Origin of the sequence: Kribbella italica (assembly GCF_014205135.1) — a bacterium.
Taxonomy (GTDB): Bacteria; Actinomycetota; Actinomycetes; order Propionibacteriales; family Kribbellaceae; genus Kribbella; species Kribbella italica.
This window is the reverse complement of the sequence record NZ_JACHMY010000001.1, coordinates 1187997-1202218: the sequence shown is the minus strand read 5'-3', so window position 1 is coordinate 1202218 and position 14222 is coordinate 1187997. Positions and strand designations below refer to the sequence as shown.

13 protein-coding genes are annotated in these 14222 nt (G+C 69.8%); 2 read left to right on the top strand and 11 right to left on the bottom strand.

The features are described 5' to 3' along the window. Window positions 1–27: 27 nt before the first annotated feature. The gene (locus tag HDA39_RS43620; RefSeq protein ID WP_184794178.1) at window positions 28–1002 is read right to left on the bottom strand and encodes a VOC family protein; all 975 of its coding nucleotides are present in this window, start codon (window positions 1000–1002) and stop codon (window positions 28–30) included. A gap of 20 nt (window positions 1003–1022) precedes the next feature. Further along, the gene (locus tag HDA39_RS05640; protein WP_184794177.1) at window positions 1023–1313 is read right to left on the bottom strand and encodes a hypothetical protein; all 291 of its coding nucleotides are present in this window, start codon (window positions 1311–1313) and stop codon (window positions 1023–1025) included. A gap of 55 nt (window positions 1314–1368) precedes the next feature. On the opposite strand from HDA39_RS05640, the gene HDA39_RS05635 reads away from it, so the two are divergent. Both HDA39_RS05635 and HDA39_RS05630 read left to right on the top strand, forming a co-directional pair. Further along, complete coding sequence (locus tag HDA39_RS05635; protein ID WP_184794176.1) at window positions 1369–1995, top strand: TetR/AcrR family transcriptional regulator; 627 nt, start codon at window positions 1369–1371, stop codon at window positions 1993–1995. 93 nt (window positions 1996–2088) lie between these two features. After that, on the top strand, window positions 2089–3798 hold the full coding sequence (locus HDA39_RS05630) for an alpha/beta hydrolase (protein ID WP_184794175.1): 1710 nt from the start codon (window positions 2089–2091) through the stop codon (window positions 3796–3798). A gap of 470 nt (window positions 3799–4268) precedes the next feature. Here the strand turns inward: HDA39_RS05630 and HDA39_RS05625 are convergent, their stop codons facing one another. The 9 genes from HDA39_RS05625 to HDA39_RS05585 form a co-directional block, all read right to left on the bottom strand. Further along, window positions 4269–5846: a pectate lyase family protein gene (locus HDA39_RS05625; protein ID WP_184794174.1), complete on the bottom strand. Its 1578-nt coding sequence runs from the start codon at window positions 5844–5846 to the stop codon at window positions 4269–4271. A gap of 145 nt (window positions 5847–5991) precedes the next feature. Further along, window positions 5992–8484, bottom strand: coding sequence for a tetratricopeptide repeat protein (locus tag HDA39_RS05620; RefSeq protein WP_184794173.1), 2493 nt, complete (start codon window positions 8482–8484; stop codon window positions 5992–5994). Window positions 8485–8670: 186 nt separating this feature from the next. After that, window positions 8671–9111: a hypothetical protein gene (locus tag HDA39_RS05615; protein WP_184794172.1), complete on the bottom strand. Its 441-nt coding sequence runs from the start codon at window positions 9109–9111 to the stop codon at window positions 8671–8673. A 70-nt stretch (window positions 9112–9181) separates the two neighbouring features. Further along, the gene (dapB, locus tag HDA39_RS05610; protein ID WP_202892884.1) at window positions 9182–9928 is read right to left on the bottom strand and encodes a 4-hydroxy-tetrahydrodipicolinate reductase; all 747 of its coding nucleotides are present in this window, start codon (window positions 9926–9928) and stop codon (window positions 9182–9184) included. 54 nt (window positions 9929–9982) lie between these two features. After that, window positions 9983–10423, bottom strand: a complete 441-nt coding sequence (locus HDA39_RS05605) for a GNAT family N-acetyltransferase (protein ID WP_184794170.1) — start codon at window positions 10421–10423, stop codon at window positions 9983–9985. A gap of 4 nt (window positions 10424–10427) precedes the next feature. Further along, on the bottom strand, window positions 10428–11435 hold the full coding sequence (locus tag HDA39_RS05600; protein WP_184794169.1) for an ABC transporter ATP-binding protein: 1008 nt from the start codon (window positions 11433–11435) through the stop codon (window positions 10428–10430). Continuing rightward, the gene (locus HDA39_RS05595) at window positions 11432–12430 is read right to left on the bottom strand and encodes an ABC transporter ATP-binding protein (protein WP_184794168.1); all 999 of its coding nucleotides are present in this window, start codon (window positions 12428–12430) and stop codon (window positions 11432–11434) included. Before HDA39_RS05595 ends, HDA39_RS05600 begins: the two co-directional genes overlap by 4 nt. Then, complete coding sequence (locus HDA39_RS05590) at window positions 12427–13323, bottom strand: ABC transporter permease (protein ID WP_184794167.1); 897 nt, start codon at window positions 13321–13323, stop codon at window positions 12427–12429. Before HDA39_RS05590 ends, HDA39_RS05595 begins: the two co-directional genes overlap by 4 nt. Beyond that, window positions 13316–14218 (bottom strand): ABC transporter permease, encoded by a 903-nt coding sequence (locus HDA39_RS05585; RefSeq protein ID WP_238355982.1) that lies wholly within the window; start codon window positions 14216–14218, stop codon window positions 13316–13318. The genes HDA39_RS05590 and HDA39_RS05585 overlap by 8 nt, the downstream gene beginning before the upstream one ends. Window positions 14219–14222: the final 4 nt, after the last annotated feature.

Genomic DNA, 14222 nt, shown 5'->3' with positions numbered 1-14222 from the left:
CGACCCTAGATCCGACCGCCGACAGAACTACTCCCCCGTCATACACAGACAGAACGGATGCCCCGCCGGATCGGCGTACACGGGACAGCTCCCACCCTGCGGCGGCACCTTCACCGCTCCCAGCCGCAGAGCGAGCCGCTCCCGCTCCTCCCGGTCGTCGAAGAAGACGTCAAGATGCAGCTGCGCCGGAAACTCCGGATCCGGCCACCGTGGCGGCTGGTAGTCCTCCACTCGCTGCAGCGCGATCATCGGCGGCCGCCGGTCCGGCCGGGCGATCACGATCCGGTCCGCCGTCTCCTCGACCCGCTCCGGCATCCCCAGCAGGCCGGACCAGAAATCCGCCAGCACCAAGGGATCCGGGCAGTCGATCACCACCCGCGCCAACTCCCGGGCCTCACCGGGATAGAGACAGAACGGATGTCCCGCCGGATCCGCGTACACCCGGAAGTCCCCTGAGTCCCGCAGCTTCGTCGCGCCGGCAGCCAGTACGTCGGCCTCAGCAGCCTCCAGGTCGGGAACGGCAACGTCGAGATGCAACTGCTGCGGGTACGCCGGATCAGGCCACCGCGGCGCAGCACCGAACCCGTCACCGAAGCTGAGCGGCGCCTCGACCAGCCGCTCCCAGAACGCCCGAAGCTCGTCCTGCTGCTCGCCGGAACACCCGATGCAGATCCCGAACCTCCAGTCCCGGAGCTCCGCGGCGACATCCAGCCCGACGAGCCCCTCCGCGTCCAGCAGCACGGTCACGAAGGCCTCGCCACCGTCACCTTCGAGCCGAAAGCGAGCCATCTCGTCGTGCACCTTCCACCCCGCGACCAGGCGGCGACCGGACCCGGCCGCCGCCTGCAGACGCGCGGCCCAGACGTCCCGCATCCACGGCCCCGGCTCCCAGCCCGCAAGCCGCGACGACCGAGCCGCGGCAACGCCCTCGACGTCGTCCCGTTCCAGCGCCTCGACCACAAGCCGCGCCCGCTCCACCAGATCAGCCGAGTTGTCCACCATGCCGAACAACTCAACCAGCCCTACCGCTCGTCCACCAGGTCGTAGCGCTCGACCTGCGCGTCCCGTACGACGGCGAACGCGGCCTGGGCCTCAGGGAGGGCGGGGGCCGTGGCCGCGACCCGGTCGAGGGTCTCGCCGGAGTCCCAGCGCCACACGTCCAGCCAGGTTTCCTCGTCGACGCGGGCCAGTTTGGTGTCGGTCAGTCCGTCGGTCGTCCGCCGGACCGCCTCGATCAGGGCGGCCCGGCGGACCAGCATCTCGTCCGCCCGGGCGGCGTCCACGGTCAGCCGAGTCAGTCGCAGAACACTCATCGCAAACTCCTTGTAGTTGAACTCTAGTAATTAACTCTAGAGATAGACTACAAACATGAGCCAGGTCAAGAAGGTCGACGGCAGAACCGAGAAGTCGCGGATCACCCGCGCCAAGGTGCTGGACGCGGCCGCCGAACTGTTCGTCCGGGACGGGTACGGCGCGACCGCCCTGCAGGACATCGCTCAGGCCGCCGGCGTCGCCGTCCAGACCATCTACTACGGCTTCGGCAACAAGCAGACCGTGCTGAAGCAGGTGGTCGACCGCTCGATCGCCGGCGACGACGAACCGGTCGCGACGATGGACCGGCCGTGGTTCCGAGAGGCGCAAGCGAGCACGACGGCCGACCAGCACCTCCGAGCCCACGTCGTCGGCACCACGGAGGTGCTCAGCAGGGTCGCCCCGATCATGAAGATGCTCGAAGCGGCAGCCGCTTCGGACGCCGCCGTCGCCGATCTCTGGCCGAACGCAGACCCCCGCCTCATCGTCCAGAACGAGACAGCGCGAAGCCTGCTCACCAAGCCCGGCGCCCAGAAGAGCGTCACCACCGGGCACGCCGCCGACATCCTGTACGCCGTACTCAGCACCGAGCTCTACCTCCTCCTCGTCACCACCCGCGGCTGGACGAGCGAGCAGTTCGCCGACTGGGCCTACGACGTCCTCAGGCCGCAGCTCTGCACGTAGCAGACGGCCGGCCGTCGACGGGCCGGGGGTGGTGTTCGACCGCGGACCGTTGACGTGACAGATTGCGACGGTCCCGTCACGCATGGAGGATGTATGAAGTTCCGTACCCTGGCCACGCTCGGCCTCGGTATCAGTGTTCCCGCCCTGCTCGTCGTCCCTGGCTCCGGCGCGACCGCCGCCATCGAGCCGGCGCCGGTGGTGAAGAGACCCGGCTACGTCGCCAACCGCTACCTTGACCAGAAGCCTGTCTGGAAGACCTGCGGCGATCCCGCGCTCCGCGTCAGCTGCGCGAAGATCACCGCGCCCCGCGACTGGTGGCACCAGGGCAACAAGGCGGATGACATCCAGATCGCGGTCAGCAAGGTCGCACCGGTCAAGGGCAAGCCCAGCCGCGTCGTCTTCGGCAACCCGGGCGGACCGGGCGGCGCCGGCCTCGGCATGGCGCCGTTCCTGGCCGGCCGGGCCGCGCTCGCGAAGGACCACCTGGCCGTCGGCTTCGACCCGCGTGGCACCGGCGACAGCTCCAACGTCAGCTGCCAGGGCGCGCCCGGCTACACGATGGACGCCCGCGACCGCGACCCCGCGAACCTGGACCTGATCGCCGAGGCCACCGAGCTCACCCGCCCGTACTGCGACCAGCAGTCCCGCGGCCTGCTCCCGTACGTCGACACCGCGCAGACCGTGCAGGACATGGACCTGATCCGGCACCTGCTCGGCTACGCCACGATCGACTACGTCGGCTACTCGGCCGGCACCTGGCTCGGCGCGTACTACCAGACCTTCTTCCCCGAGCACGTCGGCCGCTTCGTGCTCGACTCGAACACCGACTTCACCCGCCCGTGGATCAACACCTTCGAGGCCCAGCCGCAGGCCTTCGAGCGCCGCTTCCGCGAGGACTTCGCGCCCTGGGCGGCCAGGTACGACCGCGAGCTGAAACTCGGTAACACTCCGCGACTGGTGATCCGTACCTACGACAAGCTGCGCGCGGAGCTGAAGAAACAACCGGCGGTCGAGGAATACCTCGACGGTTCGGTCAAGATCACCTACGACCAGAACACCCTCGACAACCTCGTCGTCGGCGATATGTATACAAAAGCGGACTTCTTCAGCCTCGCCACCGATCTCGCCTTTCTCCGCGACCTGTCCAAGGCCCAGACCGCCGGCGGTCCACGGGCCGCGCAACGCAAGGTCGACGCCCTGTCGGTCGAGCGCCAGCGCCAGCTCGTCCGGCGCGCGACGAAGCCGGCCATCGGCCTCAGCCCGTTCGGCCGGCCGTTCGCGGACGACGCCCAGCAGGCGACCTTCACCGCCGTCACCTGCAACGACAGCGAGTGGCCACAGGGCCGCGAGTACGGCGACATCCTGTCCGCCCGGCTCGGCCCGCACTACCCGCTGCTCGGCTGGGGCATGAACGAGAACCCCTGTCTGTCCTGGGATCGCCCGCGGCGCACGCTGCCGACCCCCACCGGCGCCGGGCTGCCGACGACGCTGATGGTCCAGTCGGTGCACGACCCCGCGACCAACCTGTCGCTGGCCCAGTCCGCCCATCGCCGGTACGCCGGTTCGCGGCTGATCACGATCGCCCGCGAAGGCGACCACGGCATCTACGGCGGCGTGAACAAGTGCGCCGACCAGCTGGTCGACGCGTTCCTCAGCTCCGGCCGCGCGCCGGCCAAGGACACCACCTGCCAGGGCGAGGGGTTGCCCGGACCGACGATGACTCCCCCGGAAGGCGCGGAAGGAACACCACTGCACCGGATCGCGGGAATGACCCGCGACCTTTCCGGCTATCTGCACGAATAACGCCACTCGCCCCGGCAAATCACCGCAATTTCCGGCACGGACCGCCAGCTTTCCGTCACAATCCGCGAAATCCGGACCGGGCTTTCGTTGTCAGAACCGCTTTGTCAGGGCGATGTCAGGGTTGCGTCCCTGTGCGACGCAGCGTGACCGCGACAACCTTGAGTCAACGCGGGAAACCCGAAGGCCGACCGGGAGGGCTCGACCGGAGGGGGACACCGCCGACGTGGCTTCGGCCGGCTGTGAGGGTGGGGGGACTGCCTGGGGGGTCAGACAGAGAACCACAGCCGGCCGGGCTTCGTACGTGCGGCGTCCGTCCCGTGTTGCGAGTCCCTCGCGGGGTACCTTCGATCCCCCAGGTCGTGGTGCCTCGCGAGGCCAGGTGTCGGAGACGGCGGGGCGGTCGTCTCCGATCCACCGGCCCGGGTGGTGCGCCCTGGTGGACGCACCAGCCGGGATCCGGCTGTCACACCTCAGCGCTGCCGGTCCAGGTACTGCGCCTGGTAGAGCGACCGCGGGAACAACCCCGGCCGGTTCGCTCCCTCGATGTATCCGGCGGGCTGCTCGAACGGCCCGTCCCCGGTGATCACACCCCGGCACCCGATCGCGTAGTTCTGCGCCGTCGGCGGTTTCTGTACGACGAGTTGCGCGGCCCCGGTATCGCAGTTCCAGCCCACCGAGTGCGACGTCGCCCATCCGTGACCGGTCCCGTAGTCGCCGCGGTTGTAGATCCCGAGCACCAGGTCGACCTTCGGCTCGCGGTCGACGAAGTTGTCCCACAGCAGCCCCTGGCTCCACCGCCGGTGCCCCTCGCTCGACGCGAGCGCACCGACCGACGTACCGCGCAGGAACACGATCCCCGACGCGCTGCTCGCGCCGTTCGAGATGAACGCGTGCCGCGCCTTCGTCGCGTGACAGTCCACGAACAGCACCTGCTGCGAGAACGCCTCGCAGTTGAAGTTGTAGCGCAGCCCGCCGGTCACGACCGACGCCGGATCGAGCGCGCTGCAGTCCCGCACGGTCACCCGCGTCGCCTCGGTGGTCTCGACGCCGGCCTTCGCGAAGTGCAGGAACGTGCTGTCCCGCACCCAGGCGTCCTCGACCTGCCGGACCTTGACCGCGACCCACGCGTGCGCCTCGTCGACATCCGGATCACCCGCGAACTGGATGTCGATCCGCAGCTTCTCCACGCCGACCTCGGTCACCAGCCCGGCCCGGTCCCAGACGTACAGGTACGACTGCGCGCGATCGCGCCGCAGGTGCTCGAACACCGGCACGTCGACAGTGACCGTGGTCCCGCGGATCCCGGTGATCCGGCGGTTGTAGGTGATCGGCTGGCTGTCGACGGTCCAGCCCGCGTCGGTCGCCGTCCCGCCGTGGTCGACCGCGGCCAGCCAGGCCTCGGTGCACGGATGGATCATGACGATGTTGTCGCCGCGCCGCAGCCCGCTCGCGTCGGCGACCTCGAACGAGCGCGCCCCGACCTTCACCCAGTCCGAGGTGATGTCGGTCCGCGTCCCGGGCACCTCACCGCGCCAACCACCCGCCGGTCCTCCACCACCCAGTACGACGACGTCGCGCGCCACCGGCGTGTTGCCGGTCGCCTGGATGATCGTGTCCCGGCGCGGGTCGGCGCCGTCACCAGAACCGCGCAGCACCACCCCGGACCGGTTCACCCGGAGCGTGCCGGCCACCGGATAATTGCCTGGAGCAAGCAGTACGGCGCCGCGGCGCGCGAGCGGCAGGGCGCCGACCTCGTCCAGGGCAGCCTGGAGGTGGGCGGTGTTGTCACCCTCGACCGGTCGCACGGTCTTGACGGTCCGGACGTGCGGGATCGGGCGGTCGCCGTGGTGGTAGCCGGCATGGCTGAAGTCGGGGATGCGGTTGCCTTCGCCGTCCTCGCGGTAGACCAGGCGGTAGCGCGCGTCGTACCGGACCAGGTCGGACTGCCAGAGGCCGGTCGCCTCGGCGCTGCGGGTTCCCAGCGCCACTCCCCCGACGATGGCGCCTCCGGCGCCGAGCACGCTGCGCCGGCTGAACTGTCTCGTCATCGAACACCTTCCTGATGGGCGGATCAGGAGGCACAGTCTGAGGTCATCCACAGAAGCTTGGCAAGCGTTTGCCGAGTCGCTGGAACAAAATCCCGTCGGGTGGAACTACTTGAGAGAAACTGGCGAGGTGCGGATCGACGACAGGCTAGAGCCGGGTCGAGCGGTCCGGGGCTGCTGATGGGCCTGGGTAGCCGTCGGCGACCGCCGACAGCGGGGTCGCCCGGCCCGCGGCCCAGGCCGCGCGGAACGCTCGCCGGTCGAGCGTCTCCTCGATCGCGCGCCGGGTGGCCGCGCGGTCGGCCTTCTCGATCTCCGGGATCGGCGCTCCGATCACCTCACGGATCCCGTCGGCCGCGCCGAGCAGGAACGCGGCGTACTCCGTGCGCTTCCGCTCCTGCGCGACTGTTGCCAGCTCCTCCAGCACACTCGCCGACCGCCAGCGGTCCCCCAGGTCGCGATGCTCGGCCAGGCTCTCGTCGAGCAGATGAACCGCCCGCTCGGTCAGGCCGCGCCGCCGTTCCACGATGCCGAGCTGGTTGAGCGACCAGGCGACGCCCTCGCGATAGCCGAGTCGTTGCGACAGCGCCAGGCTCTCCTGCAGCAGTTCCTCGGCCTCGACCAGCTTGCCGCCGTACTGCGCGATCGTGCCGAGGCTGATCAGCGACCAGGCCAGCCCTTCGCCGTCGCCGACCGTCCGGAAGCTGTCCCGCGCCCGCTTGCAGCGCCGGGCCGCGATCTCGAGGTCGCCGCGCAGCCAGGCGACGAAGCCGAGCTGGTTGTGCGCCCACGCCATCCCGGCACGATCGCCGAGACTCTCGAACAGGTCGTAGCTCTGGCAGTGCAGGTTCTCGGCGGTCAGGTAGTCGCCCCGCTCGCGCGCGACCCCGCCGAGCCGCTGCATCACCAGCGCCGTACCGGCGGTGTCGTCGAGCTTCTTGTACTGCGCGAGCGACGACTCCAGGCGCGCGGTCGCGACGTCGTACTCGCACTGGAGGAAGGCCAGCATGCCCGCGCCGAGCTCTGCTTTCGCCTTCGCGGCCTGCAGCTCGGGCTCGCCGTCGACCAGGGCGAGCGCGCGTTCCAGCCAGCCGCCGCCTTCGGCGTAGTGACCGCGCAGGTAGCAGAACAGCCAGAGCCCGCCGGCCAGCCGGATCGCCTCGGCGCTCGACTCCGTCCGCAGCGACCAGCTCATCGCGGCGCGCAGGTTGTCCAGCTCGCCTTCGAGACGGTCGAGCCAGGCGCCCTGGTTCGCGCCGCGCAGGTTGGTCTCGGCCTCCTCGGCCAGGCTGAGGTAGAACGTCGCGTGGTTGCGCGCGACCTCCTCGGCCCGCCCGCTCGCCGCGAGCCGGTCGGCGGCGTACTCGCGGATCACCGCGAGCATGTCGTACCGCCCGATCCCGCCGTCGCGGCTGACCCGGATCAGCGACTTGTCGACCAGGCGACTGATCAGGTCGAGCGTCTCGGCGCGCTCCCGCGGACCGGGCGTCGTCGTACCGGTCAGAACGGCGGCGGCCGCGTTGAGCGTCCAGCCGCCGACGAAGACCGACAGCTCGGCGAACAGTTCGCGCTCCGGCGCGGTCAGCAGCTCGTAGCTCCAGCCGATCGCACCCTCCAGCGACTGCTGCCGCGGTCCCGCCGTACTGGCACCGCCGGCCAGGATGCCGAACGACGTCTCCAGCTCGGTCGCCAGCTCCTCGACGGTCAGCACGTTGGTCCGGGCCGCGGCCAGCTCGATCGCGAGCGGCATGCCCTCCAGCCGGCGGACCACCCTCGCCACCTGCTCGATCTGCTCCCGCGGTGCGTTGCCGCGGGCCGTGGCCCGGTCGACGAACAACCGGACGGCCGGCGACGCGTCGGGCTGCTGCTCCAGCTCCGGCAGGGCCAGCGGCGGTACGACGTACACGCTCTCGCCGGGAACCCGGAGCAGCTCGCGACTGGTCGCGAGGATCGACAGGTTCGGGCAGGACTCCAGCAGGACGCCGCAGACCTGCGCCGCGTCGGCGACGACGTGCTCGCAGTTGTCCAGGACGAGCAGGATCTTGCGCCGCCCGACCAGCTCGGCGATCTCGTCGACCAGGCGCGCGCCGTCGAGCGGGTGCAGCCCGGTCGCGGTCGCGACGGTCGGGGCGACCGCGGCCGGATCGGCGATCGGCGCCAGCGGCACCCAGCACACGCCGTCCTCGAACTTGTGCCCGATCCCACCGGCCAGCGCGAGCGCGAGCTGGGTCTTGCCGACACCGCCCGGCCCACTCAGCGTGAGCAGCCGGGTCACCCGCTCGCCTACCAGACGGCCGGTCTCGGTCAGCTCGGTGGAACGGCCGATCAGCTGGTTCGCCGGGACCGGCGGGGGCCGCAGCGTCGAGCGCGGGCTGTCGCCGTCGCGTCGGGCCGCCGCTGCGAGCTGGGCCCGATCGGGCGCGCCGAGCTGGAGAGCGTCCCCGAGCAACCTCAGCGTGTGCGGCCTGGGCGCCCGGCGACGACCTCTTTCGAGGGCCGCGATCGCGTCGACACTCACCCCCGCGAGCTCCGCCAGCCCCTCCTGCGACAGCCCGGCCTCTCGCCGGTGCCGGCGCAACAGATCACCGAAACCCGTGGTGCGAACGTCGTCCGAGCCGCGGCGAGACCCGTCAGACGGCACAGGACGGCTCCACCCAGTCTCCGACCCGTACGCGGCGGTTACCGCGCACCCCCTGAAAATAGCCGCATCGCGGGTGGGTTGTCGCCCACTACAGCCAGTTCCCAGCCAACTCCCAGGTACCAGCCAGTTCAAACACCTGCTTGTTCTGTGCTTTTGGCCTCGCCTCCGGCTCGGCGGGTGCTCCGGTCACGTGTGGTCATAATGAGCGATGGCCGTGCGCATGGCGGCGCGGGCTCTGCGGCGGTCTCCCGCCGCGTCGTACGCCGTCGACAGCCGGAACCACGTGCGCCAATCGGCCGGTGCGGCCTCGACCTCGGACTGGTACTGCGCGAACGCGGCGTCCGCGGCCGAGCGCTCGATCCGGCCGGACGGGCGGCGCGGGAGGTCGTCGACCGGGAGGCCGCCTTCGAGGTCGAGCTCCTGGGCCAGCGCCTCCGTACGACGACCGAACTGCAGCTCCCGCCAGACCAGGTACAGCCCGACCAGCGGGATCACCAGCACGGCGATCCCCAGGCCGACCGCGATGGGGTCGCCGGTGCCGATCAGCAGCACGCCGCGCCAGCCGAGCAGCACGGCGTACGCGACGAAGACGACCGCGATCACGACCACGACCCGCTTGGCGGTCATCGGGCGACCGCTCCGCCGGCCGAGGCGCCAGGCCCCACCGTCCAACGAGGTGTTGTCATCACCCGACGACTCAGTCGAGCTCGAGGAAGTGCTCGAGGCCGATCGTCAGCCCCGGGGTGTCGACGATCCGCCGGACGCCGAGCAGCACGCCGGCCATGAACGACTCCCGGTGGATCGAGTCGTGCCGGATCGTCAGGTTCTCGCCGACGTTCCCGAGCAGGACCTCCTGGTGCGCGACCAGGCCGCGCAGCCGGATCCCGTGCACGTGGATCCCCTCGACCTCGGCGCCGCGGGCGCCGTCGAGCCCGGTCGTGGTGGCGTCCGGGATCGCGCCGGACCCGGCCTCGCGGCGGGCCGCGGCGATCAGTTCCGCCGTACGGCGGGCGGTGCCCGACGGCGCGTCGACCTTGTCCGGGTGGTGCAGCTCGACGATCTCGACCGACTCGTAGTACTTGGCCGCCTGCGCGGCGAACTGCATCATCAGCACCGCGCCGATCGAGAAGTTCGCGGCGATCAGCACGCCGGTCCCGGGGCTCTTCTCCAGCTGCCCGCGCAGCGTCGCCAGCCGCTCCTCGTCGAACCCGGTCGTCCCGACCACCGCGTTGATGCCGTTGGCGATGCACCAGGCCAGGTTGTCCATCACGACCTCGGGCCGGGTGAAGTCGACGACCACCTGAGCACCGGCCTTCGCCAGCTCCTCCAGCTCGTCCCCCTGATCAAGCCGGGCCACCAGCTCCAGCCCGTCCGCGCCCTCGACCGCCAGACACGTCTCGGCGCCCATCTTGCCCTTGGCCCCCAAAACCCCGACCTTGATCATCCGCACCCTTTCCACACCAGTCGTCCGGCCAAGGATCTCATTGGCCGTCGCGCGTCAGTTCAGCGACTTGGCGTAACACAGAGCCGTGGGCTCGTGGACGTACTTCCCGTACGCCGGGGCCGGCCGGTAGTTCAGCGACTCGTACAAGCGGATCGCCTCGGGCTGACGGCTCCCGGTGGCGAGCCGGAGCGAGCTCGCGCCGCGGTGCCGGGCCAGGGCCTCGGCCGAGCCGAGCAGCCAGCGGGCGATGCCCTGGCCGCGCTGGTCGGGGCGGACGTACATGCGTTTGATCTCGCCGACCCCGGCGACCACCGGCAGCAGACCGATGCAGCCGACCGCGTCACCCTTGTGGTCGGCAACCAAGAAGGACGTGGCGGGATCGACCGGGTGCGACGTACTCGCCGGGTAGCGGGTGAAGAGCTCCTTCAGCGCCAGGTCGAGCAGCAGCACCAGCCCCAGGTCGTCCCGCGGTCGCGGCTCGATCAGCACTCGCACGCGGTCAGGATGCCACGCCCGCGGCGAAACTCGCCTGCGCTTTTTCGGCGAAGTGGCACGCCACGTGCTGACTCGACTCGATCACCCGCAACTCCGGTACGTCGACCGAGCACTTCGCCTCGGCCTGCAGGCACCGCGTGTGGAACCGGCACCCGGACGGCGGCGACACCGGCGACGGCGGGTCGCCGGCGAGCACGATCCGCCGGCGTCCACCGGCCCGGGCCAGACCGGGCTCGGCCGACAGAAGCGCTTGTGTGTAAGGGTGCGCCGGTACGTCGTACACCTCGTGGTGCTGCCCCAGCTCGGCGACCTTGCCGAGGTACATCACGGCCACCCGGTCGGACACGTGCCGGACCACCGACAGGTCGTGCGCCACGAAGATGATGCTCAGCCCGAGCTCACGCTGCAGCCGCATCAGCAGGTTGACCACTTGCGCCTGGACGGAAAGGTCGAGCGCCGACACGGGTTCGTCGCAGAGCAGTACGTCGGGGTTGAGCGCGATCGCGCGCGCGATCCCGATCCGTTGCCGCTGGCCCCCGGAGAACTGGTGCGGGAACTTCGTCTCGTCCTCGGCCCGCAGACCGACCAGCTCCAGCAGTTCGCGGACCCGTTTGCGGATGTCCAGGCCCTTGGAGACGTCAGGGTGGACCTCAAGCGGCTCGGCGACGATCTCGCCGACGCGCATCCGCGGGTTCAGGCTCGAGTACGGGTCCTGGAAGACGACCTGGACGTTGCGTCGCCAGCGCCGCAGCGCGCGGCCCTTCAGCCCGGCGACGTCGACTCCGTCGTACCGGAGTTCACCCTCGGTCGGTTTCTCCAGGGCGGCCAGCAGCCGGACCAGCGTCGACTTGCCGCAGCCGGACTCGCCGACGATGCCGAGCGACTCGCCCTTGCGCAGTACGAGATCCACACCGTCGACCGCCCGGACCAGCGTCTTGGTCCCGAAGGACAACGCCGGACTGATGTCGTAGTGCTTCACCAGATTCGTTGCTACGAGCAACTCGTCGCTCATCCGACGGCCTCCTTCAACACAGTACGGCGGATGCAGGCCGCGTCGCGGCCGGGCGCGACGGTCAGCAGCGGTGGGACCTCGTGCGAGCACTCGTCGATCGCGATTTTGCATCGCGTCCGGAACGCGCAGCCGGACGGGATCGCGCGCAGCGACGGCGGCGTACCGGGAATCGTCGGCAACTCTTGGCCCTTGAGGTCCGCCGACGGCATCGAGCCGAGCAGTCCCTCGGTGTACGGGTGCATCGGCTGCTCGAGCGCGGCGGCCGTCGCGGCCCGCTCGACCACGTGGCCGGCGTACATCACCACGACGTTGTCGGCGACGTCCGCGACCACGCCGAGGTCGTGGGTGATCAGGACGACGCCCATGTCGCGCTCGGCCTGCAGCTCCGCGATCAGCTCCAGGATCTGCGCCTGCACGGTGACGTCGAGCGCCGTCGTCGGCTCGTCCGCGATCAGCACGTCGGGGTCGAGCGCGAGCGCCATCGCGAGCATCACACGCTGCCGCATGCCGCCGGAGAACTCGTGCGGGTAGTCGTTGACCCGCTTGGCCGCGGCCGGGATCCGCACCTGGTCGAGCATCCGCGCGGCCTGCTTCATCGCGTCGCTCCTGGACATCCCGCGGTGCACCCGGTAGCACTCGGCGATCTGCCGGCCGACCGACTGCACCGGGTTGAGCGCGGACAGCGAGTCCTGGAAGACCATCGTGATCCGGTCGCCGACGATCCTGCGGCGCTCCTTCACCGACATCGCGATCAGGTCCTCACCGCGGTACTTCGCCGTACCGGACACGATCCGCCCCGGCGGCATCTCCAGGATCCCGGTCAGTGCCTGCGTCGAGACCGACTTCCCCGACCCCGACTCCCCCAGGATCGCGAGCGTCTCCCCCGCATGCACCTCCCACGACACCCCGTCGACCGCCCGCACGGTCCCCTGCGGAGTGTCGAACTCGACACTCAGATCCTCCACCTGCAACAGCACTTCGCCCGTGCTCTTCATCGCATCAACTTCGGGTCGAGGGCGTCGCGGATCGAGTCGCCGATGATCATGAACGAGATCGTCATCGTCGAGATGAACAGCGCCGGCCAGATGAACAGGTGCGGGGTGTCGCGGTAGGAGGCCGCGACACCGAACTGCGATCCCCAGGAGATCGACGGTGGCTGCAGTCCCACCCCGAGGAAGGTCAAGGCCGCCTCGAGCCCGACCATGCCGCCGATGCCGAGCGTGGTCATCGCCAGCAGCGGTGCCATGGCGTTCGGGAACACGTGCCGGCGCAGAATCCGCAGCGGTGGTACGCCGACCGAACGCGCGGCCAGCACGTACTCCCGGTTGCGCACGGAGAACACCGTCGAGCGCATCAGCCGCATGCCGCCCGGCCAGCCGATCAGCAGGATGACGCCGACGATGATCCAGATGCTCCGGTTCGGCACCGAGTTCAGGATGACGATCAGCAGCACCAGACCGGGGACAGCGAACAGCACGTCGGCGGTGCGGGAGATCAGACCGTCGATGAATCCGGGGAAGTAGCCGGCGAGCAGACCGAACGTCCCGGCCAGCAGGAAGACCCCGAGACTCGCGACGATGCTGACCAGCACCGACGGGCGCGCGCCGTAGACGACGTTGGCGAAGTAGTCGCAGCCCTGGATGTCGAACCCGAACGGATGGCCGCCGGTCCGTGGCTGGCGGCTCTTGGCCAGTTCACACAAGCGTGGGTCCACCGACGTGAACAACCGCGGGAGTGCCGCCATCGTGAAGAACACCAGCAGGATCAGGGAGCACAGTACGAACTGCGGTTTGCGCAGCAGAGCCCGTAGCAGCTCCCGGTTCGACAGGGTCCGGCCGTCACCGAGGTCCTGCGTCTCCGCACCGACGACCGCTTGCACCTCAGACATTGCGCACCCGCGGGTCGAGGATGCCGTACAGGATGTCGACGGCGAGGTTGATCACGATGTAGGAGACGAACGCCAGGGTCGACAGCAGCACCACGACACCACCTTCCTTCAGCTTGATCGCCTGGAACATGAACTGACCGAGCCCCGGCAGGTTGAAGATCGACTCGGTGATGATCGCGCCGCCGAACATGCCCGCCAGGTCGAGCCCGATGAAGGTGACGACCGGCAGCAGAGCGTTGGGCAGGATGTGCCGCCACAGCACGCGCTGCTCCCCCAGCCCCTTGGCCCGGGCGGTCTTGACGAAGTCCGCGTTGACCGTCTCGACGATCGACGTGCGCATCAGCCGCGCCAGCCCGGCGAATCCGAGCAGGCCGATCACCAGCGCCGGCAGCAGGTACGAGCGAGGGAAACCCTCCAGCACACCGGAGACCGGGAACCACTTCAGCTGCACGCCGAACAGGAACTGTGCGGCGAAGTAGGCCACCAGCCCCGGCACCGCCAGCAGAACCAGGGTGATCAGCAGCAGCGAGCGGTCGACCAGTCCGTTGCGCCGGAACCCCGCGTAGATGCCGAACAGCAGACCGAGCGTCCACTGGAAGGCGTTCGCCAGCAGCGTCAGCTTCAGGGTCACCGGGATCCGCAGCTTCAGCTGGGCGGCGATGTCGCCGCCGGCGAACGTCGTACCGAAGTTGCCGGTCAGGATGTCCTTCATCGACAGCAGGTACTGGACGATGAACGGCTGGTCGAGGTGGAACTGCGCACGCTTCGCGGCCAGAACCGCGGCCGGGATGGGTTTGTCACCGGCCAGTTCCCGCAGGGGGTCTCCGGGCATCGCGAAGACGAGCGCGAAGACCCCCAGCGTGACGATCAGACCGATCGGGACGGCCGCCAGCATGCGA

What these genes read in the sequence shown, in the direction of transcription:
- HDA39_RS05595 (WP_184794168.1), bottom strand. Translation starts at nt 12,430, where the DNA reads ATGAAGAGCACGGGCGAAGTGCTGTTGCAGGTGGAGGATCTGAGTGTC.
- HDA39_RS43620 (WP_184794178.1), bottom strand. Translation starts at nt 1,002, where the DNA reads ATGGTGGACAACTCGGCTGATCTGGTGGAGCGGGCGCGGCTTGTGGTC.
- dapB (WP_202892884.1), bottom strand. Translation starts at nt 9,928, where the DNA reads ATGATCAAGGTCGGGGTTTTGGGGGCCAAGGGCAAGATGGGCGCCGAG.
- HDA39_RS05585 (WP_238355982.1), bottom strand. Translation starts at nt 14,218, where the DNA reads ATGCTGGCGGCCGTCCCGATCGGTCTGATCGTCACGCTGGGGGTCTTC.
- HDA39_RS05615 (WP_184794172.1), bottom strand. Translation starts at nt 9,111, where the DNA reads ATGACCGCCAAGCGGGTCGTGGTCGTGATCGCGGTCGTCTTCGTCGCG.
- HDA39_RS05625 (WP_184794174.1), bottom strand. Translation starts at nt 5,846, where the DNA reads ATGACGAGACAGTTCAGCCGGCGCAGCGTGCTCGGCGCCGGAGGCGCC.
- HDA39_RS05590 (WP_184794167.1), bottom strand. Translation starts at nt 13,323, where the DNA reads ATGTCTGAGGTGCAAGCGGTCGTCGGTGCGGAGACGCAGGACCTCGGT.
- HDA39_RS05630 (WP_184794175.1), top strand. Translation starts at nt 2,089, where the DNA reads ATGAAGTTCCGTACCCTGGCCACGCTCGGCCTCGGTATCAGTGTTCCC.
- HDA39_RS05600 (WP_184794169.1), bottom strand. Translation starts at nt 11,435, where the DNA reads ATGAGCGACGAGTTGCTCGTAGCAACGAATCTGGTGAAGCACTACGAC.
- HDA39_RS05640 (WP_184794177.1), bottom strand. Translation starts at nt 1,313, where the DNA reads ATGAGTGTTCTGCGACTGACTCGGCTGACCGTGGACGCCGCCCGGGCG.
- HDA39_RS05635 (WP_184794176.1), top strand. Translation starts at nt 1,369, where the DNA reads ATGAGCCAGGTCAAGAAGGTCGACGGCAGAACCGAGAAGTCGCGGATC.